This is a genomic window from Kitasatospora sp. NPDC001132 (genome assembly GCF_053598415.1).
Genome location: NZ_JBSFKF010000015.1, coordinates 132,119 through 153,115 on the forward strand (window position 1 = coordinate 132,119; position 20,997 = coordinate 153,115).

Annotated in this window: 14 protein-coding genes; 4 read left to right on the top strand and 10 right to left on the bottom strand. The window is 75.3% G+C overall.

Annotated features, from left to right (window positions below):
• The first annotated feature begins 152 nt into the window (after positions 1 to 152).
• Together ACWDBE_RS21350 and ACWDBE_RS21355 are read left to right on the top strand one after the other, a co-directional pair.
• Positions 153 to 1,124: an AfsA-related hotdog domain-containing protein gene (locus ACWDBE_RS21350; RefSeq protein ID WP_449788683.1), complete on the top strand. Its 972-nt coding sequence runs from the start codon at positions 153 to 155 to the stop codon at positions 1,122 to 1,124.
• Between the two features lie 116 nt (positions 1,125 to 1,240).
• Positions 1,241 to 3,841, top strand: coding sequence for an AfsR/SARP family transcriptional regulator (locus ACWDBE_RS21355; protein WP_449808784.1), 2,601 nt, complete (start codon positions 1,241 to 1,243; stop codon positions 3,839 to 3,841).
• A 97-nt stretch (positions 3,842 to 3,938) separates the two neighbouring features.
• Here ACWDBE_RS21355 and ACWDBE_RS21360 read toward each other — a convergent pair whose 3' ends face one another.
• Together ACWDBE_RS21360 and ACWDBE_RS21365 are read right to left on the bottom strand one after the other, a co-directional pair.
• A complete protein-coding gene (locus ACWDBE_RS21360) occupies positions 3,939 to 6,683 on the bottom strand; it encodes an AAA family ATPase (RefSeq protein ID WP_449808785.1) in 2,745 nt (914 codons plus the stop codon).
• A 148-nt stretch (positions 6,684 to 6,831) separates the two neighbouring features.
• Positions 6,832 to 7,161, bottom strand: coding sequence for a hypothetical protein (locus ACWDBE_RS21365; RefSeq protein WP_449788686.1), 330 nt, complete (start codon positions 7,159 to 7,161; stop codon positions 6,832 to 6,834).
• 177 nt (positions 7,162 to 7,338) lie between these two features.
• Between ACWDBE_RS21365 and ACWDBE_RS21370 the strand changes: the two genes are divergently transcribed.
• Complete coding sequence (locus ACWDBE_RS21370; protein ID WP_449808786.1) at positions 7,339 to 8,397, top strand: hypothetical protein; 1,059 nt, start codon at positions 7,339 to 7,341, stop codon at positions 8,395 to 8,397.
• Positions 8,398 to 8,436: 39 nt separating this feature from the next.
• Here the strand turns inward: ACWDBE_RS21370 and ACWDBE_RS21375 are convergent, their stop codons facing one another.
• The 5 genes from ACWDBE_RS21375 to ACWDBE_RS21395 form a co-directional block, all read right to left on the bottom strand.
• Complete coding sequence (locus ACWDBE_RS21375) at positions 8,437 to 9,210, bottom strand: 4'-phosphopantetheinyl transferase family protein (RefSeq protein WP_449788688.1); 774 nt, start codon at positions 9,208 to 9,210, stop codon at positions 8,437 to 8,439.
• Positions 9,211 to 9,541: 331 nt separating this feature from the next.
• Complete coding sequence (locus ACWDBE_RS21380; RefSeq protein WP_449788689.1) at positions 9,542 to 10,195, bottom strand: LuxR C-terminal-related transcriptional regulator; 654 nt, start codon at positions 10,193 to 10,195, stop codon at positions 9,542 to 9,544.
• Positions 10,159 to 11,508 (bottom strand): histidine kinase, encoded by a 1,350-nt coding sequence (locus tag ACWDBE_RS21385; RefSeq protein WP_449808787.1) that lies wholly within the window; start codon positions 11,506 to 11,508, stop codon positions 10,159 to 10,161. The genes ACWDBE_RS21380 and ACWDBE_RS21385 overlap by 37 nt, the downstream gene beginning before the upstream one ends.
• 145 nt (positions 11,509 to 11,653) lie before the next feature.
• Positions 11,654 to 13,570: a hypothetical protein gene (locus tag ACWDBE_RS21390; protein ID WP_449788691.1), complete on the bottom strand. Its 1,917-nt coding sequence runs from the start codon at positions 13,568 to 13,570 to the stop codon at positions 11,654 to 11,656.
• A 5-nt stretch (positions 13,571 to 13,575) separates the two neighbouring features.
• A complete protein-coding gene (locus ACWDBE_RS21395) occupies positions 13,576 to 14,370 on the bottom strand; it encodes an ABC transporter ATP-binding protein (protein ID WP_449788692.1) in 795 nt (264 codons plus the stop codon).
• A gap of 283 nt (positions 14,371 to 14,653) precedes the next feature.
• On the opposite strand from ACWDBE_RS21395, the gene ACWDBE_RS21400 reads away from it, so the two are divergent.
• Positions 14,654 to 15,892, top strand: a complete 1,239-nt coding sequence (locus tag ACWDBE_RS21400; RefSeq protein WP_449808788.1) for a cytochrome P450 — start codon at positions 14,654 to 14,656, stop codon at positions 15,890 to 15,892.
• A 109-nt stretch (positions 15,893 to 16,001) separates the two neighbouring features.
• Here the strand turns inward: ACWDBE_RS21400 and ACWDBE_RS21405 are convergent, their stop codons facing one another.
• From ACWDBE_RS21405 to ACWDBE_RS21415, 3 genes are all read right to left on the bottom strand, one after another.
• A complete protein-coding gene (locus tag ACWDBE_RS21405; RefSeq protein ID WP_449808789.1) occupies positions 16,002 to 19,196 on the bottom strand; it encodes a non-ribosomal peptide synthetase in 3,195 nt (1,064 codons plus the stop codon).
• Between the two features lie 13 nt (positions 19,197 to 19,209).
• Complete coding sequence (locus tag ACWDBE_RS21410) at positions 19,210 to 20,004, bottom strand: hypothetical protein (RefSeq protein WP_449788694.1); 795 nt, start codon at positions 20,002 to 20,004, stop codon at positions 19,210 to 19,212.
• Positions 20,005 to 20,209: 205 nt separating this feature from the next.
• Positions 20,210 to 20,971, bottom strand: coding sequence for a thioesterase II family protein (locus tag ACWDBE_RS21415; protein WP_449788695.1), 762 nt, complete (start codon positions 20,969 to 20,971; stop codon positions 20,210 to 20,212).
• Positions 20,972 to 20,997: the final 26 nt, after the last annotated feature.

The following is a 20,997-nucleotide window of genomic DNA, read 5'->3' on the forward strand; positions in this document are numbered from 1 at the left end:
GATACACCCACGGCAAGTCGTCGGCGGGCGGGAAAACCGGCGGTGCAGCTTGCTGCCACCGTGACGGGCTGTCCTCGGGCGCGCCGCGGGGTCATGCTGACCCTGGGCCCGTCGACACCGCGGCCGCCGAGCAGCCGGGTGAGGGAACCGCCATGACCATCGAGAGCACCGCGATCGTCGCCCCGGCACCCGCCGCGGCGCCGGTCCGCCGGGGCGTGCGGCACCTGGTGCACTGCCCTCCCTCGTGGGACCGCTACCTGCTCGCGGCCCCCGCCACCGGCGAGGACCGCTTCCTGCTCACCGGCGACATGCCCGGCGACCACCCGCTGTTCAACGACGGGCCCGGCCAGTTCCACGACCCGCTGGTGGTTGCCGAAGCCCTCCAGGAGACCGGCGAGTTCATCGGCCGCCAGTACTTCGGCATCGCCGCCGACCGGCCCGGACTCTACCAGCGGTTCGGCCTGCGGCTCACCGACCTCGCCGCCTGGCGCACCGGCCCCGACCCGGCCCGGATGACCGTCGAACTGTGGGCCGCCCCCACCGGCACCGCTTCCGGCGCGCCGTCCGGGCTGGACCTGCGGCTGGACGTCTCACTGGACGACGTGCCGTGCGCGACCGGCGCCGCGGCCCTCGCCTTCCCCCCGGCCGCCCGCGGCGGCCCCGGCTGGCCGCTGCGGGCCGCCTGGCCGGCCCCTGCCGTGCGGCCGGTCACCCCGGCCGAGGTCGGCCGGCTCGACCCGGCCAACGTGGTCGTCGCCGAACCCACCCCGGCGCCCAGCGGTCGGCTCAGCACCTGGGTGCTGCCCAGCCGGCAGAACCCGGCGCTCGGCGCCGCCGCCGGCGGACGGCTGTCCGGCACGCTGCTGCTGGAGGCCGTACGGCAGTGCGCGGTGCTGACCGCCGGACGGGCCGTCGGGCTGGTGCCCGAGCGGTCCGTGCCGGCCGGCTGCGAGATCCGCTTCCACGGCCGGCCCAGGTCCGCCTCGCCGCTGCGCTGCGCGGCCGTCCCCGGGGCGCTCGACCGGGACGCGGCCGGCCGGCCCGCCGTCCCGGTCACCGTCACCCTGGTCCAGGACCGGGTGACCGTCGGGGAGGCCCGGACGCTCGTCGTCCAGGACTTCTGAGGGGGACGGACCCCACGGGGGGACGGACGAGGTGGCAGACGGGGGCGTCGCCGCGGGGAGCGGGTGACGGGCGGAGCAGACAGGGGGCAGGGGTGAGGTTCCGGATCCTGGGACCGATGGAGATCGAGGGGGACGGGGGACCGGCGGTACCGCTCACCCCGGGGCCCCCGAAGGTGCGGACCGTCCTGGGCACCCTGCTGGTGCAGGCCAACCAGGTCGTGACGGTCGACACCCTGGTGGCCGAGCTGTGGCGGGACGCGCCGCCGCGCACCGTCAGCACCACGCTCCAGGTCTACATCTCCCAGCTGCGCAAGCTGCTGGACGCCGCCGACCCCGGGCGCGGACGCGACCTCCTGCTCACCCACGCCCGCGGCTACCGGCTCGCCGTCGAGGACGGCGGGCTCGACCTGGCCGCCCTGGAGGACCTGCACCGCCGCGGCCGGGAGGCCCTGGCCGCCGGCGACCACCGCGACGCCGCCGACCTCTACCGCAGGGCCGCGGCCCTGCGGCGCGGCCCGCTGCTCTCCGACACCCCGCACGGCCCGCTGCTGGAGTCCGTCGCCACCCAGCTCGCCGAGGCCGAGAGCACCGCCCTCGCCCACCGGATCCACGCCGACCTGCAACTCGGCCGGCACCACGAACTGATCGGCGAACTGCGCACGCTCACCGCGCGGTACCCGCTGCGCGAGGAGCTGCACGAGCACCTGCTGCTCGCCCTCTACCGGGCCGGCCGGCAGGCCGAGGCCCTCCAGGCCTTCGCCGCGCTGCGCACCCACCTGGTCGCCGAACTCGGCGTCGAACCCGGCCCGTCGGTGCAGCGGCTGCACGGGCGGATCCTCACCGGCGACCCCGGGCTGCTGCGCACCCCGGAGCCGGCGGCGGGCGGCCCCGCCACACCGCGCGGGCCGGCCGCCGAACCGCCCGACGTCCGGGCCGGCACCGCGCTGCCCGCCGCCGACCCGGCCTTCACCGGCCGCGGGCCCGCCCTGGCCCTGGTCGAGGAGTTCCTGCGGAACGCGCCCGCCGGCACGTTCGTCGCGATCGCCGGCCAGCCCGGGGTGGGCAAGACCGCCCTCGCCCTGGAGGCCGCCCACCGCAGCGGGCCCGCCTTCCCCGACGGCCGGCTCTTCCTCGACCTCCAGCCCGAGGCCGGCCGGCCGCTGGGCGCGGTCGAGGCGGTCACCGCCCTGCTGCGCCGGCTCGGGGTCCGGCCGGCCGCCGGCGCCGGCGCCGGCGAGCTCCTGGACACCTGGCAGCAGGAACTGACCGGGCGCCGGCTGCTGCTGGTGCTGGACAACGTCGACTCCGAGGCGCAGCTGCGCCCGCTGCTGCCCGGCACCCCGGGCAGCGCCGCGATCGTCACCGGCCGCCGGCTGCCGGTGGGGCTCGGCGGGATCCGGCCTGTGGTGCTGGACGTGCCCGATCCGGCCGAGTCCCGGCGGCTGTTCGCCGCGGTGGCGGGCCACGGGCGGGAGGCGGCCGAGCCGGAGGCCGTCACCGAGCTGCTGGAGCTGTGCGGCCACCTGCCGCTCGCCGTCCGGATCGCCGGGGCCCAGCTGACGGCCCGTCCGCACTGGAGCGCGGCCACGCTGGTGGAGCGGCTGCGCGAGGAGCGGACCCGGCTCGGCGAGCTGCGGATCGGCGGGCTCGACGCGCGGGCCGCGCTGGTGCGCGCGTACCGCGACACCGGGCCGGTGCTGCGGTGGGCGTTCCGGCTGCTCGGGCTGCTGCCGGCCGGGCCGTTCGGGCCGGCCGCGGCGGACGCCGTGCTGGGGCTGCCGCGCTCGGAGACCACCCGGCTGCTGGACGAACTGGTCGACGACCGGCTGCTGGTGGCGGGCCCCGAGCAGGGGCGCTACCGGCTGCCGGAGCTGCTGCGGGTGCTGGCCGTGGAACGGCTGGCGGACGAGGAGGGGCCCGCCGAGGCCGCGGCCGCCGTGGAGCGGCTCTGCACGGAGTACGCCCGGGCCGCCACCCAGGTCACCGCCGTGCTGACGCACGGCCTGTCGGCCGACGGCGCCCGGTGGGACACCGCCCAGCTGCGGCCCTCCGACTGGTTCACCCGGGAACGTGACGCGCTGGTCCGGGCCGTCCGGCAGGCCCACGGGTACGGCCGCTGGGCCGCGGTGGTACGGCTCGCGGGCGCGCTGCGCGGCCACCTCGAGGCGCACGCCGACTGGAGTGCCTGGGCGCGGACGCACACCCTCGCCCTCGACGCGGCCCGCCGCTGTGGCGACCGCGCCGCCGAGGGTCGCATGCTCCGCTCGCTCGGTGACCTCGCCTGGGAGCAGCGGCGCCCGGCCCAGGCCGAGGAGCACTACGAGCTGGCCCGGCGGATCACGGAGGAGACCGGCGACCGCGCCGAACTCGCCCTCACCCTGGTGGGACTGGCCGAACTCCGTTGCGACCGCGGCGAGTTCGGCGCGGCGGCGGAGCTGCTCGCGGCCGCCCCCGACGTCGCCGAGCCGCGCCCCCGGTTCGAGGTGCGGCGCGCGCTGGCCCTGCTGGCCCTGGCGGGCGAGGACCACCTCGGCGCCCTCGCCCACTTCACCGCGTGCCGCGACCTCGCCCTCGCCCTGCACGACCGGCGGCTGGAGTCCTTCGCCCAGCGCGCGATCCACGCGCTGCACGGCGACCGGCCGGCCGCGGCCCGGCCCGTCGAGTTCCGCCCCGGCGTCTGGCGCCTTCCCCGGCCGGCCCCGTACGTCCTGCGCTGACCGGCCGGGGCCAGGGCAGGACGACGCGGCCGGGCCGGACGACGGTGGTCGTCCGGCCCGGCCGCGCACAGGGGTCAGAACAGCCGGGGCCCGGGAGTCACACCCGGCCGCCGGAGCCGAGCAGGTGCATCTCGGCGGCCAGTTCCTGACGGCGGGTGATGTTGAGCTTCCGGTAGATCCGGGTCAGGTGCTGCTCGACGGTGCTGACGGTGATGTAGAGCTTGGCCGCGATCTCCCGGTTGGTGTGGCCGTACACCGCGAGCATGGCCACCCGCTTCTCGGAGTCGCTGAGCCGGGCCTCCACCTCGACCTGGCCGCCGGCGCAGCGGCCGTTGTCCTCGGCGTCGCCGCCGGGCGGCAGGTCGAGGCCGGGGGCGATCTGCTCGCGCAGGGCGTCCGCGCCGCACTCCTTGGCGAGCTGCCAGGCGCGCCGGTTGACCATGTTGGCCCGGCCGGAGTCGCCGTTCTCCTTCAACACCCACGCGAAGTCGACCAGGGTGCGGGCGAGTTCGTAGCGGTCCTCGGAGTCCCGCAGCTCGTCGACCGCGCGGGCGAGCAGGGCGTGCCGCTCGCGGGGGTCGCTGAGGGCGGCCCGGACCCGCAGGGTGAGGCCGGAGATCCACGGGTGGGCGGCGTCGCGGAAGGCGAGCTGGTCGGTGATCAGTCGGGCGGCCTGCTGGGGCTCGCCGAGCTGGATCAGCGCCTCCGCCGCACCGGTGCGCCAGGGGGCGAGCAGCGGCCGGTCGAGCCCCCACCGCTTGAGGGTGCGGCCGATCTCCAGGAAGTCGCCGAGCGCCGCGTGGAAGCGGTGGGTCGCGAGGTGGTACTGGCCGCGGGCCCGCAGGTAGCGGATGCCGTGGATGCTGGTGCCGAGCCCTTCGGGCAGCGGCCGGCTGAGTTCGCGGGCGGCCGTGTCGTGGCGGCCGGCGGCGGTGGCCGCGCGGATCAGGACGGAGGCCACTCCCCCGGCGAACACGCTGCCGCCGCGTTCGGGCAGCAGGTCCAGGGCCGCCTCGGCGTGCTCCCCGGCACCGGCGAGGTCGCCCTGGCGGAGCAGGGCGTCGGCGTACAGGGCGGTGAAGGTGGACTGCCAACCGGGGGCGCCGCGCCGGACGGCCTCCTCCATGAAGACCTGGCACCAGGGCAGCGCGCGGGCCGGTCCGTCGACGCACAGCAGGGCCCGGATGGCCTGCACGATGGGGGCCGCGGTGCCGCCGCCGAGGGTGGCGCCGCGCAGGAACATCTCGGCCGCGGCGACGGTCGCGCCGCCCGCCGAGTACTCGGGGACGGCCCACAGTCCGGCGGGGGCACAGGGCCTGACCAGCAGGGGTGCGCCGGGGGCGGCCGGCTCGGCCGCGGCCCCGCTCTCGGCCGGGGTCGGGCCGCCGCCCCACCACGGGAAGGCGGAGAGGCCGTCCAGCGGGTCGCTGCCGCGGCCGAACCGGACGGGGTGGGCGGGCGGGTCGGCCTGCTCGGCGTCCCGGTCGGTGGTGAAGCGGTCCAGCACCTCGGCCGCCTCGTCGATGCGGCCCTGCTCGGTGAGCAGCCGGGCGAGCGGCCCGAGCCTGGCCTGGCCGAGCCGGCCGGCCCGCAGGGTCTCCAGCGGCCCGGCGAGGTCGCGCTCGGCGGCGCTGGGGTTGGTGCGCCAGGTGATCCCGGCGAGCATGGTGCGGAAGTGGTTGCGCTGCTCCTCGTCGACCCGGCCCCGGTGGGCGAGTTCGAGGCAGGCGGCGGCCCGGTCGGTGTCGCCGTCGGCGAGCAGCTGCTCGGCGGCGGTGGAGAGCACCGCGACCGCCCAGGGCAGGTCGGTGGAGCCGACGCACAGGAGCTGGGCGGCGACGGCGGCGGTGGGGGCGCCGTCCCGGTAGAGGAGTTCGGCGGCCCGCCGGTGCAGGTCGGCGCGGTCCCGCGGGTCCATCCGGTCCAGCACCGCCTGGCGGGCGACCGGGTGGTGGAAGCGGTGGCCGTCGAGGATGCCGGCGGCGGTGAGCGCGGCGGTGTCGCGGCCGACCGTGCCGGCGGTGCTGTCGAGCATCCGGACGGCGAGGTCGTCCGAGGCGTGCTCGCCGAGGACCGCGGTCACCTCGGCGAGCCGGCGGGCGGCCGGTCCGCAGCGGCGCAGGCAGGCCAGGACGGCCTGGGTGAAGGCGCGGCCGGGCTCGGGGGCCCGTCCGCCGACGCGGTGCTCCTCGACCAGGGCGCGGAGCAGCAGCGGGTTGCCGCCGGCCACCTCGGCGGGCGGCCGGCCGCCGGCCGGGGCGTCGCGGAGTTCGGCGGCGACCAGCCGGGCCACCGCGTCGGGGCGCAGCCGCTCGGCCCTGATCCGGACGAAGTTGCGGGTGCGCAGCAGCTCGGTGCCGTAGCGGTCTTCCCCGGACTTGTGCAGCGACTCGGTGCAGGCCAGCAGGACCCGGGCGGAGCGGGTGCGGCGGACCAGGTGGAGCAGGTAGCGGCAGGACAGCTCGTCGATGTGGTGCAGGTCGTCGACGCAGATCACCACCGGCGCGGTCTCGGCGAGGCGGTGCACCGCGGCGCACAGCGCCTGCATCACGTCGGTCCGGTCCGGGTCCGCGGCGTGCGCCGGATCGGGCAGGGCCCCGGCCGGGGCGGCCGCCAGCAGCTGGCCGACGACGCCGAGCTCGAGGTCGCGCTCCACCGCGGTGCCGATGGCGCGCAGCACCACCGCCCCGGCGGTGGCGGCCCGCTCGGCGAGGGTTTCCAGGAGTTCGCTCTTGCCGCAGCCGACGGCTCCCTCGATCAGTACGATCCCGGGAATTCCCCGTACGCATTCGTCGAGGGCCGAATCCAACAGATCCAGTTCTCGCTCACGATCGATCAACACTCTTGTCATCCCCCGGTTTCTTCGGTACCGCAGAACCAATCCCGTATGGCGGCAGGGAAAAGCACGGCCCCGTGCTGGGAAGCCCGGGAAAACCGTGCCGGCGGAGTGTCGGCCGACGGGTCTTCACCCCGATCCGCCCGGTGTCGGCTCAGACGGCCCGAATTCTCACCGGGGCGGCCTGGGCGGCGTCCCCGGGGCCGGCGTCGTGGCGGCCGGCGCCCCAGCGGTCGTCCATCGCGAGGATGTCGTGGCGGCCGGCGCCCCAGCGGTCGTCCATGGCGCGGATGTCGTTGCGGTCGGCGCCCCAGCGGTCGTCCATCTGCCCGATGTGGGAGAACCTGGCCAGACCCCAGCGGTCGTCCGCGGTGAGCTCGGCGCCGAGGCCCGGGGTGTGCCCGTGAGTGAGCAGGGGGGCGATCACGGCCGCCAGGAGGACGGTGGGGGCGAGAACCCTGGCCCGGATCGTTGAAATCTTCACGGCTTTCCCCTTGAGCAGTATTGAGCGGGCGTCAGTACGCCCTGATCCCGCGCCGCCCCGCAGCCTGGCGTCGCTCGGGCCCTACTCTGCCGCTTCCCGAGGCCCCCGTCCGAGTGGATCTCGATGGCGTAAAGTTGCATGGCAGGAACTTCGCAAACACCGACGGGGGGACACCGGGTGTTCGGACACCAACCTGTCCAGTCCGGCTTCGCGGAGCTGGACGATCTCAGCGCCCTGGCCTACGGCCACGCCGTCGAGTCCGGCCGGTTCGACCGGGCCGCCATCGCCGCGCGGCTGGAACTCGAGGACGAGGCCGAGGTCGACCGCATCGAGCAGGTCCTGAAGGTGATGCGCCTGCTCCAGCCCCGGCCGGGCGATCCGAGCGTGCTCGTCCCGGTCAGCCCGGACGTCGCCGCCGCCGACCTGGTCGGGCCCGCCGAGCACCACATCCGGGACCTCAAGCAGGCGGTCACCAACGTGCGCAGCAAGCTGCTGTCGCTGACGCCGCTGTACTACGAGGGCCGGCGGCTGCGGAACCGGGTCGAGGCCTTCGACGTGGTCAACGACGTCGACACGATCCAGAACATGCTCGACCAGCTCGGCCAGACCTGCCGCAAGGAGGTGCTGACCGTCCAGCCCGGCGGCGGCCGCCCCGCCACCCTGCTGCCCGCCGCCCGACGGTCGGCGGAGGGGATGCTGGGGCGCGGGGTGCGGATGCGCACCATCTACCAGCACACCGCCCGCTGCGACCTGGCGACCAAGTCGTACGTCCGGGACGTCACCGCGCTCGGCGCCGAGGTCCGCACCGCGGACCAGGTGATCGACCGGATGCTCGTCTACGACCGGGAGACGGTCTTCCTGCCCGCGCGCGTCGCGGGCGAGGCGACCATGGGCGCGGCGATCGTCCGCGAGCCGACCCTGGTGGCCTTCGTGTGCGCGGTCTTCGAGCACCTGTGGGAGAGCGCCAGCCCGTTCGTGGCGGACACCCCGAAGGCCGTCCCGAGCACCGACGAGCTCAAGCTGTCGATCATCCGGCTGATGGCCCGCGGCCACAAGGACGAGATGGTGGCCCGCCGGCTCGGCATGTCGGTGCGCACCTGCCGGCGTCACATCTCGGAGATCACCGAGGAACTGGACGCGGCCAGCCGGTTCCAGGCGGGTTACAACGTGGCGCTGGCGCGGTTGTTGGAGAGCGAGTCCGCGCTCGTCGCGCCGCAGGACGGCGAGCCGGTCTAGGCCGGGGGTCGCGGGGCGGGTTGCGGGGTGGATCGTCCCTCACCCCCGGCCCGGACGCGGCTCGTAGAGCGCGGCGCTGACGTAGTGTCCGCTGTCCAACTCGAAGGTGCGGAAGGCCCACTCGCGGTGGCTCCCGGCGCTGCCGTCGGGGCGTTCGACCCGCACCGGGCTGTCGTCCGGGCCGAAGCCGAACTCGGTGAAGTCGAAGGACCGGCCCGGCCCGAGGGCCTTGCGGTAGGCCTCCTTGCGGTTCCACAGCCGCACCAGGGCCGGGTTGCGCTGCTCCTCGGGCCGGGCGGCGAGGGCGACCAGCTCGTACGGGGTGCACAGGTGGCGGTCCAGGCCCTGCGGGTACAGCTGGCGCTCGGCGCTCTCGACGTCCACGCCGATCAGGCCGCGGGTGGTCAGGCCGACCAGCAGCAGGTCCTCGGACAGGCTCAGGCCGACGTCGAGCCGGTCGTGGCCGCGCAGGTAGGGACGGCCGGTGGGACCGTAGACGAGTTCGGCGCCGTCCGGGTCGCCGTCGAACAGGGTGCCCGCCGCGCGCCGCAGCAACTCCCGGGAGGCGGCGTAGCGGTGGACCACGTCGGGGCCGGCCAGGCCCAGGTAGCGCGACCAGTCCCGGCCGAGTGAGCAGGTCGAGGCCCCGTCGGCCGAGGGGCGCGTGCCCAGTCGGGCGAGCCGGGTGTAGATCAGCACGGTGCCGTGGTCGGACAGGTCCGCCCTCGCCCGGTTCCACGCGTCGCCGCCGGAGTCCACCTCGATCGGGTCGCCGACCGGCGGGTCGAGCGTGGAGGTCCCCGGCTGTGTCATGCCTTCTCACTCCAGAACTGTGGGGATTTCCCCGGAGGTCGCCCGCTCCGGGGTCGTACGCGGAACAAGCCGGTAGTCGATCGTCCCATCCGGCACCGCGAGCTCCTGTCCGGGGCTTGCGACTTCGGGCGGCGCGCCCGAACTATCCGGTTCAACGGATAGGCAACCCACGGTCGTTCACGGATCGAGACGGAAATGGCCACGTCTTTGCCTACATCACACCAGGCTTTTACCTTGTGCGAAACCCCTCGCCTGTGACACCTCGGCGGCCCGCCCCCCGGACACCCCTCCAGCATGACCGACGCCGCTAAAGCACCGCTAGGGCCCGGGCCTAGGGCCTGGTCCCGTCGAGGTAGGCCAGGACGGCCAGCACCCGGCGGTTCTCGCCCTCGGAGACGCCGAGGTTGAGCTTGGCGAAGATGTTCGAGGTGTGCTTGCTGACGGCCCCCTCGCTGAAGTGCAGGCGCTGGGCGATCGCCGCGTTCGACAGGCCCTCGGCCATCAGCGCCAGCACGTCCCGCTCGCGCGGGGTGAGCAGGGCCAGCGGCTGGTCGTAGGCGTTGCGGGCGAGCAGCCGGGAGATCACCTGCGGGTCCATCACGGTGCCGCCGGCCGCCACGGTGTGCACCGCGTCGACGAACTGGTCGGCCTTGGACACCCGGTCCTTGAGCAGGTAGCCGACACCGCCGACGCCGTCCGCGATCAGCTCGCGCGCGTACAGCTGCTCGACGTGCTGGGAGAGCACCAGCACGGGCAGTCCGGGCTGCTCCCGGCGGGCGGCCAGCACCACCTGGAGCCCCTCGTCGGTGAAGGTGGGCGGCAGCCGGACGTCCACCACCGCGATGTCGGGCCGGTGCTCCGCGAGGGCCGCGGCCAGCTCCGGGCCGCTCTCCACCGCCGCGACGATGTCGTGCCCGTGGGCACGCAGCAGCAGGGCCAGTCCATCCCTCAGGAGGACGAGGTCCTCGGCGAGGACAACACGCACGGTAGCTCCATGATCAGCCGGGTCGGCCCCCCTGGGGGGCTGCTCAGCGTGAGCGTACCGTCGAAGGCCGCCAGCCTGCGCTGGATGCCCCGCAGCCCGCTGCCCTGGCCCGGGTCCGCCCCGCCCTGCCCGTCGTCGGTCACCTCGACCCGCAACAGCCCGGCGGCGTGGGACAGTTCGACGGTCGCGGCGCGGGCCCCGCCGTGCTTGACGGCGTTGGTCAGCGCCTCGCTGACGGCGAAGTAGACCGCGGACTCGACCGGCGACTCGGCCCGGCCCGGCAGGTCGGCCAGGACCTCGACCCGCAGCGGCACGTCCAGCGCCAGGGCGCGCACCCCCTCGACCAGTCCGCGCTCGGCGAGCACCGGCGGGTGGATGCCGCGGACCAGGTCGCGCAGCTCCTGCAGGGCCTGGGTGACGTTCTCCTGCGCCTCCGTCACCACCTGCTTGGCACAGGCGGGATCGCGGTCGATCAGCGCCGCGACCGCGCCCAGCCGCAGGCTCACCGCGACCAGCCGGGCCTGGGCCCCGTCGTGCAGGTCGCGTTCGATCCGGCGCAGCTCGGCGGCCTGGGCCTCGGTGGCGTCCAGGCGGATCTCGGTCAGCTGCTCGACCCGCCGGGCGAGCCGGGAGCGTTCGGTGGGGCCGAGCAGGGCGCGCGTCCAGTGGCCGTACAGCCACAGCGACGGCTCCGCGAGGGCCAGGCCGGCGAGGGTCAGCGCGAGACCGAGCACGGGCGCCAGCGCGCCGCCCAGCGGCAGCAGTTCGTAGCCGGGGCCGGGCGGCAGCAGCGGCTGGGCGAGCCCGTACAGGCCGTAGCCGGTCAGCAGCGGGGCGGCGAGCGCGATCACGCCGCCGACCAGCGGGTTGAGCAGCACCCACAGCGCGTCCCGCCAGGTCGCCGGGTCGTTCCACAGCCAGCGGACGGTGCGCGAGATGTCCGCGAACCAGCGGCTCTTGTGGTAGTCGTGGCCGGTCCAGAACCAGCCGTGCAGGGTGCGCTCCAGCGCCGGGCGCGGCGAGTACGGCGACGGGACGGGCACCTGCGACCAGTGGCCGGCCACCCAGCGGGCGCGCTCGGCGGCCGCCCGGACCAGCCTGGTCGCGGCCGGGAAGAGCGGGAAGACGCCCAGGCAGCACCAGAGCAGGAAGCCGACCAGGGACACCGCCAGCAGCAGCGCGGTCACCGGGGTCAGGAGGGTCAGGACGACGAGGCGGCCGAGCGCACGCGCGGCCCGGCGCAGGGCCCGCGCCGCGTCGGTCGGCGCGGCCTCGCTCGGCTCCACGGCCGCTCGGGACTGCGTGCTGGTCACGGCACCTCCGGTGCGGGGTCGGGCGGGGCCGCCGGGCGGGCGGCCGCGCTGGTCATGATCCCAGCCCGGCGTGGCGGGCACGGGACGCGGCCCGGCCCGCCCTGACGGGGGTCCAGGGCGGGCCGGGCCGGGCGGGCGGTCCTGATCAGCGGACCGCCGCCCGCTCTCGCGGCGCCTCGGTGGGCCGGGGCGCCTCGTGGTCGGGGGTGCCGGGCCGGTTGGCCCGCACCAGCAGGTAGACGGTCCAGAAGCAGACCAGGCCGAGCACCATGAAGGCCGCCGCCACCGGGATCTGCAGGGCCGACGGGGCGTACAGGGCGACGAACCAGGACCGGGTCGGCACGCCGAAGGCCGACAGGCAGAGCGCCACCGCTCCCTGCGGGGCGAAGCTCAGGATGCCGAGCGTGATCAGGGTGCCGACGGCCGCGGCGCGGCCACCGGAGAGGTCGCCCAGACCGCCGGCCTCGGAGGCCGAGCCGTCCTCGGCCTCGGACTTCGCCGCCTCGGGCGCCCGGCGCACGCCCTTGCGCATCACGTCGAGCAGCTCGGGCCCGCGGTTCTCCAGCCGGCGCTGGGCCGCCCGGCCCAGGCCCCAGGCGTACAGCAGGCCGGTGGCCACGCCGACCACCACGCCGGCCCAGCGCAGCGGCGCGCTGTCCAGCACCGTGCCGGCCACCACCACGCCCACGGCGGGCAGGGCGCAGAACAGCTGGAACAGCAGCACCACCAGGGTCTGCAGGCGGACCTGGTCGCCGCTCTCGTCGTTGAAGCCGTCCAGCGGGTTGCCGCCGGGCCGGTCCGGGAACGGCGCGGCACCGAGCACCGACATCAGCGGGATGAGGCCGGCCGCGCCGCCGAGCACGGCGGGCAGGACGGCGAGCACCCACGGCCACGCCCAGCCGGCCGAGGAGACCGCGGTCAGGGCCAGGGTCAGCACCAGGGTGACCGGGGCGACGATCAGCAGCCAGGTCACCTGCCGGGCCCGGACGTCGACCCGCTCGGCGCCCGGGACGACCAGGGTCAGCCAGATCGCCCCGGCGTCCAGGCCGTACAGGTTGGCGCACAGCGCGCCGGCGAACAGCGCGGCGACCACGCCCGTCCACGGCAGCATCACCTGGAAGCCGCTGAGCAGCGGCAGCAGGCCGGTGAACACGCCCGTCCACAGGGCGATCCGCAGGAAGCGGGCCCGGCGCGGGTCACGCGCCCACAGCCGCAGTTCCTTGCCCATCACGGCGCCGCCGACGGAGTCCGGCAGCAGCCCGCCGGTGGCGCGGGCGGAGCCCTGCTGGGCCTTGCCGCCGGTGGTGCCCCGCACCAGCTGCCGGGACAGCATGGCCGTCCAGACCGCGAACAGCAGCAGGCACAGCACCGCCAGCCCGCCCAGGGCGGCGGCGACCGTCGCCCAGTCCGAGCGCCGGGCGGCGTCGACCGCGACCACGGACCAGCCCGAGGGCAGCAGCCGCACCACGGTGCCGGCGTTCGCCGCCCACTCGCCGGTGAACAGCTTGATGAAGAAGCCGATCGCGAACCAGCCGGTGTTCAGGAAGGCCACCACGAAGCCGACCACCAGCGAGGAGACCTCCCAGCCGAGGCGCGAGCGCACCACGCTGCCCAGGCCCTGCATGGTGAACTTCGCCAGCACCACCACGAACAGCAGCTGCAGCAGGGTGGCGGGGACCGCGACCAGCAGGGGCAGCAGCCCCAGGCAGGCGCCGCGGACGATCAGCACGCTGAACGCGACCAGGCCGAGCAGCGGGGTGATGCCGATGAAGCCGGCGCCCAGCAGCCCGAGGGCCAGGGTGCGCGGGCGCAGCGGCACCAGGGTGAAGTAGTCGAGCCGCAGTGTCGCGTCACCGCCGGTCAGCATCGGCCCGAGGGCCCAGCCGAGGGTCCACAGCAGCATCACCACGGCCAGCACGCCGACCCCGGCCTCCGGGGTGTCGTAGTCCACCAGGCCCAGCAGCGCGGTGCCCACCGCGACCAGGCCGCCGAACACCGCCCCGAGGATCAGGCTCGCGGCCCGGGGCCCGGACATCGACCGCCGCAGGACGGTCAGTTTCATCCCGCTCAGGACGCCAACCACGACAGCCCCTCCGCTCCTCCGGTACGGGCGCCGACCAGCTCGACGAAGACGTCCTCCAGGGTGCGGCCGGCCCGGACCTCGGACACCGTGCCCGCGGCCACCACGCGGCCCTTGGCGATCACCCCGACGTGGTCGCAGAGCTGCTCGACCAGGGCCATCACGTGGCTGGAGAAGACCACCGAGCCGCCGGAGGCGACGAAGCGCTGGAGGATGACGCGGATGGTCGCGGCGGACACCGGGTCGACCGCCTCGAAGGGCTCGTCGAGCACCAGCAGCCGGGGGGCGTGCAGGAGGGCGGTGGCCAGGCCGATCTTCTTGCGCATGCCGGTGGAGTAGTCGATCACCAGCGTCCGCTCGGCCTCGGTCAGCTCCAGGACGGTCAGCAGCTCCTCGGCCCGGGCGTCCACCGTGCGGGCGTCCATGCCGCGCAGCCGGCCCAGGTAGTGCAGCAGCTCACGGCCGGTCAGCCGCTCGGGCAGCATCATGCCGTCGGGCAGCACCCCGACCAGGGACTTGGCGTGGACCGGGTCGCTCCAGACGTCGACCCCGAAGATCTCCGAGGTCCCCGCGTCCGGCCGCAGCAGGCCGACCGCCATCGACAGGGACGTGGTCTTGCCCGCGCCGTTGGGGCCCACCAGTCCGTAGAACGACCCGCTCGGCACGACCAGTTCGACGCCGTCCACCGCGGTGTACGCTCCGAACCGCTTGCGCAGACCCGACAGCCGCAGCGCCGGCGCCCCCTCGTCGACCGGCGGACGGGATCCCTGGCCCGTGTGCACCGTTCCTCGCACCTCTTCCTCCCACCTCACCCGCGGCCACCGCCGCCCGTCACCGCCTCGCAGCTCCGAGCGGCTCGTCAACGACAGTAGGCGGCGGCGCGGACGAGCAGAATCCACCTTCGCCCCCGTCAGGGGGTGGGTCTGGACCCACCCCTACGGAGCGTGCGCCCACGAAGGGGTCGAGGCCGCCCGGTTAGGGGTTCAGCACCACAGGATCCGCACATACCGTCCGACCGCAGGACCGTCCTGCTGACCACGCGTCGACCCGGCCGGAGGCGTACCCATGCCCACCCTGTCCGACAGCGAGCTGGACACCCAGCTGCGCACCGCCCGTGCGGCCCTGAAGTCCGTGGGCGCACTCGGCGACATCTACGCCCAGCTGCTGCTCGGCCAGGAGGACCCGTACCCGCTGTACGAGCGGATGCGCCCGCGCGGGCCGCTGCAGCGCAGCATGATCGGGTCCTGGCTGGTCGTCGACCGGGCGCTGGCCGACGAGATCCTGCGCGACCGGCGCTTCGGCCGGCGCACCACCAAGGGCGAGTGGCCGGAGGGGCCGTCCGACTTCGACAACTCCTTCCTGGCGATGGACCCGCCCGAGCACACCCGGCTGCGCCGGATCGCCACCCCGGCCTTCGGGCCGCGCGCGGTGGCGGCGTTCCGGCCCGAGATCGAGCGCGCCTGCCACGAGCTGCTGGACCGGGTCGACACCGGTGCCCCGTTCGACCTGATGGACGCCTACGCCAAGCAGGTGCCGGCCCGGGTGATCGGCGCGCTGTTCGGCATCCCCGAGCAGGAGCAGCCGCGCTTCGACGAGCTCTGCCGGGGCCTGAGCCTGGTCCTGGACGGCGTGGTCTCGCTCGCCGAGGTCAAGGAGCTGCAGGCCGCCGTGGACGGCACCAGGGAGCTGTTCACCGAGCTGCTGGAGCTGCGCCGCCGCTCCCCCGGCGACGACCTGGTGAGCCGGCTGCTGGCCGACGTGGACGCCGAGCGGCTGACCGCCGAGGAACTGGTCGCGATGTGCGGGATGCTCGCGCTGGCGGGCACCGAGACCACCGTCAACCTGATCGGCAACGGCACCCTGGCCATGCTCGGCGAGCGCGCGGTCTGGGAGCGGCTGTGCGCGGACCCGGAGCTGGCGCCGCGCGCGGTCGAGGAGTCGGTGCGCTACGACACCTCGGTGCTGATGCAGAGCCGCTTCACCCATCAGGAGATCGAGATCGCCGGGCGCCGGCTGCCGGTGGACGCCCAGGTGATCATCCTCACCGGCGCCTGCAACCGCGACCCCGGCGCGTACGCCGAGCCGGACCGCTTCGACCTGGACCGCGCCGGCGAGCCGGACCACATCTCCTTCTCCAGCGGCATCCACTACTGCCTCGGCGCCCCGCTCGCCAAGCTGGAGGCGGAGGTGGCCTTCCGGGTGCTGTCGCAGCGCCTGCCGGGGCTGCGCCAGGCCGGCCCGGTGCGCCGGCGGCTGTCGCCGTTCATCCGCGGTCTGCACGCCTTCCCGGTGACGGCCTCCTGATCCCGTACGCAACGCGCCGAGGCCCTGCCGGACGTCCGGCAGGGCCTCGGTGCTTCGGCGCTTCGGCGCTTCGGCGCTTCGGCGCTTCGGCGCTTCGGGGCTTCGCGGGTCAGTCCTTCTTCTCCGCCGTGCCTTCGATGAACTCGGCGATCTGACGCGGCGTCGGCATGGCGAAGACGTCCGCCAGGCCCAGCTTCACGCCCAGCTTCTCCTCGATCCGCTGCGCCAGTTGGGCGCCGAGCAGCGAATGACCGCCGCTGGCGAAGAAGTTGGAGTCCGCCGAGAGGTCCGAGCGGGACAGCAGCGACGCCCAGATCGCCACCAGCGCGCCCAGCAGGCCCTCTTCCTCCTCCACCCGCGCCTCCGTTCCGGCCGCCGCGGCCCGGCCGGCGGAGGCGGCGCGCCGCTCCTCGGCGATCCGGGTCAGCCTCGGGTAGTCGACCTTCTCCGTGACGGTCTTGGGCAGTTCGTCGAGCAGCACGAAGTCGTGCGGCACGGCCGCCCTGGGGAGCCGGTCGCGGGCGTGCTCCCAGAGCCGGTCGCCGATCCCGCGGGCCGCCTCGTCCGCCTCCGCCTCGGACTGGCCCGGCTTGCGCGGCACCTCGACGAAGGCCACCAGCAGGCCGTCCGCGCTGGTGTCGCCGGCGACCACGACCGCGGCCCCCTCGGCCTCCGGGTGCTCGGCCAGCACCGCCTCGACCTCGCCGAGCTCGATCCGGTTGCCGCGCAGCTTGATCTGCCGGTCGGCCCGGCCGAGCAGCTCCAGGCTGGCGTCCGGGTTCCAGCGGGCCTGGTCGCCGGTGCGGTAGTACCGCCCGTAGCGGGGGTGCTCGCGGAACTTCTCGGCCGTCAGCTCCGGGCGCCCGTGGTACCCGAGGGTGACGCCCTCGCCCGCGATGCACAGTTCGCCGCGCACCCCGAGCGGCAGTTCCCGGCCGTCCGGGTCGGCGACGAACACCCGGGTGTTGCGGATCGGGCGTCCGACGCCGATCCGCTCCGCCGACTCCATGACGGCACCGGTGGACCACACCGTGGTCTCGGTCGGCCCGTACAGGTTGCGCAGCTCGGCGCCGGTGGCCAGCAGCCGCCGGGCCAGCGCGGGCGGCATCGGCTCGCCGCCGCAGACCAGCCGGCAGCCCGCCAGCTCCCCGCCGGCCTCGTCCAGGACGAGGCGCCAGGTGGTGGGGGTGGCCTGGATGACGTCCACCCGGTGGCGGCGCAGCACCTCGGCCAGCGCCCGGCCGTCGGTCCTCGCCGCGTCCGGGGCGACGACCAGCCGACCGCCCGCGAACAGCGGCAGGAACAGGTCCATCACCGACATGTCGAAGGCGAAGGTGGTCATCCACAGGCCGCCGTGTTCCGGCGTCAGGCGCATCTCCTCGCGGAAGTGCGCCACCAGGTTGGCCAGGTTGCCGTGGCTGACCAGGGTGCCCTTGGGGCGGCCGGTCGAGCCGGAGGTGTAGATCAGGTAGGCGCGGGTGTCCGGTGCGCCGGCGCCGTCGAGCGCGCGGGACGGGTCCGCGGCCGGGGCGTCCTCGACGGTGACGAGCGGGACGGCCGCGCGGGGCCGGCCGTCGGCCGCCGTGTCCTCGGGCAGGGTGATCCCGGGGCCGGTGACGACGGTGCGGGTGCCGGAGTCGGCCAGGGTGTCGGTGACCCGGTGGTCCGGGTGGTCCGGGTCGATCGGCAGGTAGGCGGCGCCGGCCAGCCAGATGCCGAACACGGCGGCGACCAGGTCGGGGCCGCGCCGGGCGCACAGGCCGACGATCTCGCCGGGGGTGACGCCGGACTCCCGCAGCAGCTCCCGGGTGGCGGCCGCGGCGTTCCACAACTGCCGGTAGGTGACGGTGCGTTCGCCGTCCTGGATGGCCGGGGCGTCCGGTGTCAGGGCGGCGTGGCGGGCGACGGCGGCGAGGACGGTCGGCGGGACGTCGGTGCGCCCGGTCCGGTTGGCGGCCTCGATCAGCTCGGTGTCGGCGGCGCCGCGCAGCGGGTGCTCGCCGACCGGGAGGTCCGGGTCGGCGCCGAGCGAGACCAGCAGGGCGTCGTAGCGCTCCAGCAGCCGTTCGACCTCGCCGGCGGTGTGCACGTCGGTCGAGTAGCGGCCCTTGACCCGCAGCGCGTCGCTGCCGGGGGCGACGACGAACTCCAGGTCGAACTTGCTGGTGCCGTTCTCCAGGCTGACCGCGGCGGCCTGCCGGCCGGCGATGGCGAAGGGCGCGAGTCCGCCGCCGGGCGCGTAGTTGAACAGGTGCCGGAACGCGGTGGTGCGCCAGGAGCCGCCGGTGCGGGGCAGTTCGGGCAGCATCAGGTCGATCGGGACGTCGGCGTGCGCGAGGGCGTCGAAGTAGCCCGTCCGCGCCCGGGCGACCAGCTCCCGGAAGCCGCCGCCGAGGTCGACCGGCAGGCGCAGCGGCAGCACGTTGACGTGGTAGCCGACGGCCCGGGCGGTCCGCTGGTCCCGGACGTTGACGGGGGTGCCGACCACGAGGTCGGGACCGGCGCCGTGCCGGGCCAGCAGCAGGTCGAAGGCGGCCAGCAGGACGACCGCCTCCGGGGCGCGCAGGTCGCGCTGCAGCCGGGCGAGCGCGTCGGCGGCCGCCTGCGACAGCACCCGCTCGACGTAGCCGCCGGCCAGGGTCGGTTCGGTGGTCTCGTCCTCGCCGAGCCACAGGTCGAGTTCATCGGCCCGGTAGCCGGCCAGGCCGCGGCGCCAGAACTCGACGCTCTCCGCGCTCGGGGCGGCCGACTCGACGACGGGGACCTCGGGCAGCAGCTCCGCGGGGACCGGGCGGCCGGCGAGCGCGGCGTCGTACGCGGCGGCCAGCTCCTCGAACAGGAAGGTCGCCGAGATGGTGTCGAAGACCAGGTGGTGGGCGGCGACGCAGACCACGTCGCCCGCGGGCGTGCGCAGGTGCCGCAGCCGCACCAGCGGACGGTCGGTCACCGCGAAGGCGTGCCGGGCCATGGCGGCGAGTTCCGCGTCGACGGCGTCCTCGGCGACCTGCGCGTACTCCGGCTCGAACGCGGCCTCGGCCTCCGTCAGCAGCCGGTGCAGCAGCCGGCCCTCCCGCACCTCGAAGCCGGTCCGCAGCACCCGGTGGCGGCGGACCAGCAGCCGGGCGGCCCCGGCCAGCGCGGCCGGGTCCAGCGCGGTGTCCACCCGGAAGGCGACCGCGACGGTGTTGGCCGCGGTGCCCGGGACGAGCCGGTCCATCAGCCAGAGGGCCTCCTCCTTCGGCGTGACCGCCGTCGCCGCCCGCTCCGGCTCGCCGGCGTCGTTCTTGCGTACCAGGCGTCGCATCTGTCGGCTCCCCCTAGCGCGCCGCGAGCAGGTCGGACACCGCGGCGGCGACCTCCGGCCGGCGCAGCAGCTCGTGCCGGTCGATGGCGAAGGGCAGCTCCCGCGCGCCCAGGTGCAGTCCGTCGACCGGGGTGTCGGAGCTGACCACGGTGGAGGTGCTGACGTCCGCGGCCGTGGTGACCTGCGTCGCGGCGACCAGGTAGGCGAGGTAGGAGTCGAACATGGCCATCAGCTCGGCGCGGCGGTCGGCGTCCAGGCCGACCCGCTCCAGGCCGAGGTCGCCGTACTCGCGGTAGAGCGCGACCAGCGCGGCACCGACCGCGACCGGGTCGGTCTCGGTCTCCTGCATCCGGTAGCCGGCGCTCTGGGCCGCCTGGATCTCCTCGGGGGTCAGCACGCCCGTCAGCCGGTCCACCAGCTTGTGGAACTGCCAGTACATGACCAGCGGGCTGACCGGCTCGGGGTCGAACAGCACCATCACCGGGTGGTGGCCCTGGCGGGCGGCGATCTTCTCGCCGAGCGCCGAGCCGAAGATCCCGCCGACGCAGAAGCCGAGCACGCCGCGGACGACCGCGCCCACGGGCAGCGCCTCGATCCAGCGGTCGAGGTAGTCGTCGCCGCGCATGCCGGTCTCCTCGCCGGGCGCGGGCTGCATGGTCTCCCAGACCGAGTACGGCCCGTCCAGCATGGGCACCAGGTCGCCGAAGGCGGCCTCGGCCCGGCCCGGGGCAAAGAAGTCGACGGCGAGGACGAGGTCCGTCGGGTCTCCGCTGTGCAGCACCCGCCAGGGGGTGGTGTGCTCGGCCATGTTGGTTCTCCAAGAGGGAATGGAAACGGCGCGGAGTCCGCCCGTTCCTCTGCGGTCAGGCTAGGGACGGGGGTTCGCGGCGGGCACCCCTGTCGGAACCCCTACCACCCCCCGGTGCTGCGAACGGTCGGGCCGTCGCGGCGGCCCGGGCCCGGTTCCCGCCCCGGGCCCCGGCGGGCGGGGGCGGGAACCGGGCCCTGCTCGGTCAGCCGGCCGCCACCCGGGCCAGCCGGTCGGCGATCCGGCCGTTGATGTCCCGCTGGTGGTGGGCCAGGAAGAAGTGCCCGCCCGGCAGGACGGTCAGGTCCGAGCCGCCGGTGGTGTGCCGCTCCCACGCCCGGGCCTCGTCGATGGTGGTCTTCGGGTCGTCGTCACCGGTCAGCACGTGCACCGGGGCGGCGATCACGGCGTCCTGCTCGGGCCGGTAGGTCTCGATCGCGGTGTAGTCGGCGCGGATCGCCGGCAGGATCATCCGCAGCAGCTCCTCGTCGCCGAGCAGGGCGGCGTCGGTGCCGCTGAGCTCGTGCAGCTCGCGGACGATGCCGTCGTCGTCGCGCAGGTGCACCGTCTCGTCCCGGACGCAGGACGGCGCGCGGCGGCCGGAGGCGAACAGCGCGACCGGGCCGTTGCCCTCCCGCTCCTGACGGCGGGCCACCTCGAACGCCAGCACGGCGCCCATGCTGTGGCCGAAGAAGACGGTCGGGCGGTCGGCCCAGGGGGCGAGCGCGGCGTGGACCAGGTCGGCCAGCTCGGCTATGGAGTCGACGCACGGCTCGGTGCGGCGGTCCTGGCGGCCCGGGTACTGCAGGCACAGCACGTCGGTGCGGTCGGCGAGGGCCGCCGACACCGGGAAGTAGAAGCTCGCCGAACCGCCCGCGTGCGGGAAGCAGACCAGCCGGGTCGGGCTGTCGTCGTTCGGGTGGAAGCGCCGGACCCACAGGGCGGCCTGGCTCACGGACACGGACATCTCAGGGTGTTCCCCTCGTCGGTCCG

What these genes read in the sequence shown, in the direction of transcription:
- ACWDBE_RS21350 (WP_449788683.1), top strand. Translation starts at nt 153, where the DNA reads ATGACCATCGAGAGCACCGCGATCGTCGCCCCGGCACCCGCCGCGGCG.
- ACWDBE_RS21355 (WP_449808784.1), top strand. Translation starts at nt 1,241, where the DNA reads ATGGAGATCGAGGGGGACGGGGGACCGGCGGTACCGCTCACCCCGGGG.
- ACWDBE_RS21375 (WP_449788688.1), bottom strand. Translation starts at nt 9,210, where the DNA reads ATGACACAGCCGGGGACCTCCACGCTCGACCCGCCGGTCGGCGACCCG.
- ACWDBE_RS21390 (WP_449788691.1), bottom strand. Translation starts at nt 13,570, where the DNA reads ATGAAACTGACCGTCCTGCGGCGGTCGATGTCCGGGCCCCGGGCCGCG.
- ACWDBE_RS21400 (WP_449808788.1), top strand. Translation starts at nt 14,654, where the DNA reads ATGCCCACCCTGTCCGACAGCGAGCTGGACACCCAGCTGCGCACCGCC.
- ACWDBE_RS21405 (WP_449808789.1), bottom strand. Translation starts at nt 19,196, where the DNA reads ATGCGACGCCTGGTACGCAAGAACGACGCCGGCGAGCCGGAGCGGGCG.
- ACWDBE_RS21410 (WP_449788694.1), bottom strand. Translation starts at nt 20,004, where the DNA reads ATGGCCGAGCACACCACCCCCTGGCGGGTGCTGCACAGCGGAGACCCG.
- ACWDBE_RS21415 (WP_449788695.1), bottom strand. Translation starts at nt 20,971, where the DNA reads ATGTCCGTGTCCGTGAGCCAGGCCGCCCTGTGGGTCCGGCGCTTCCAC.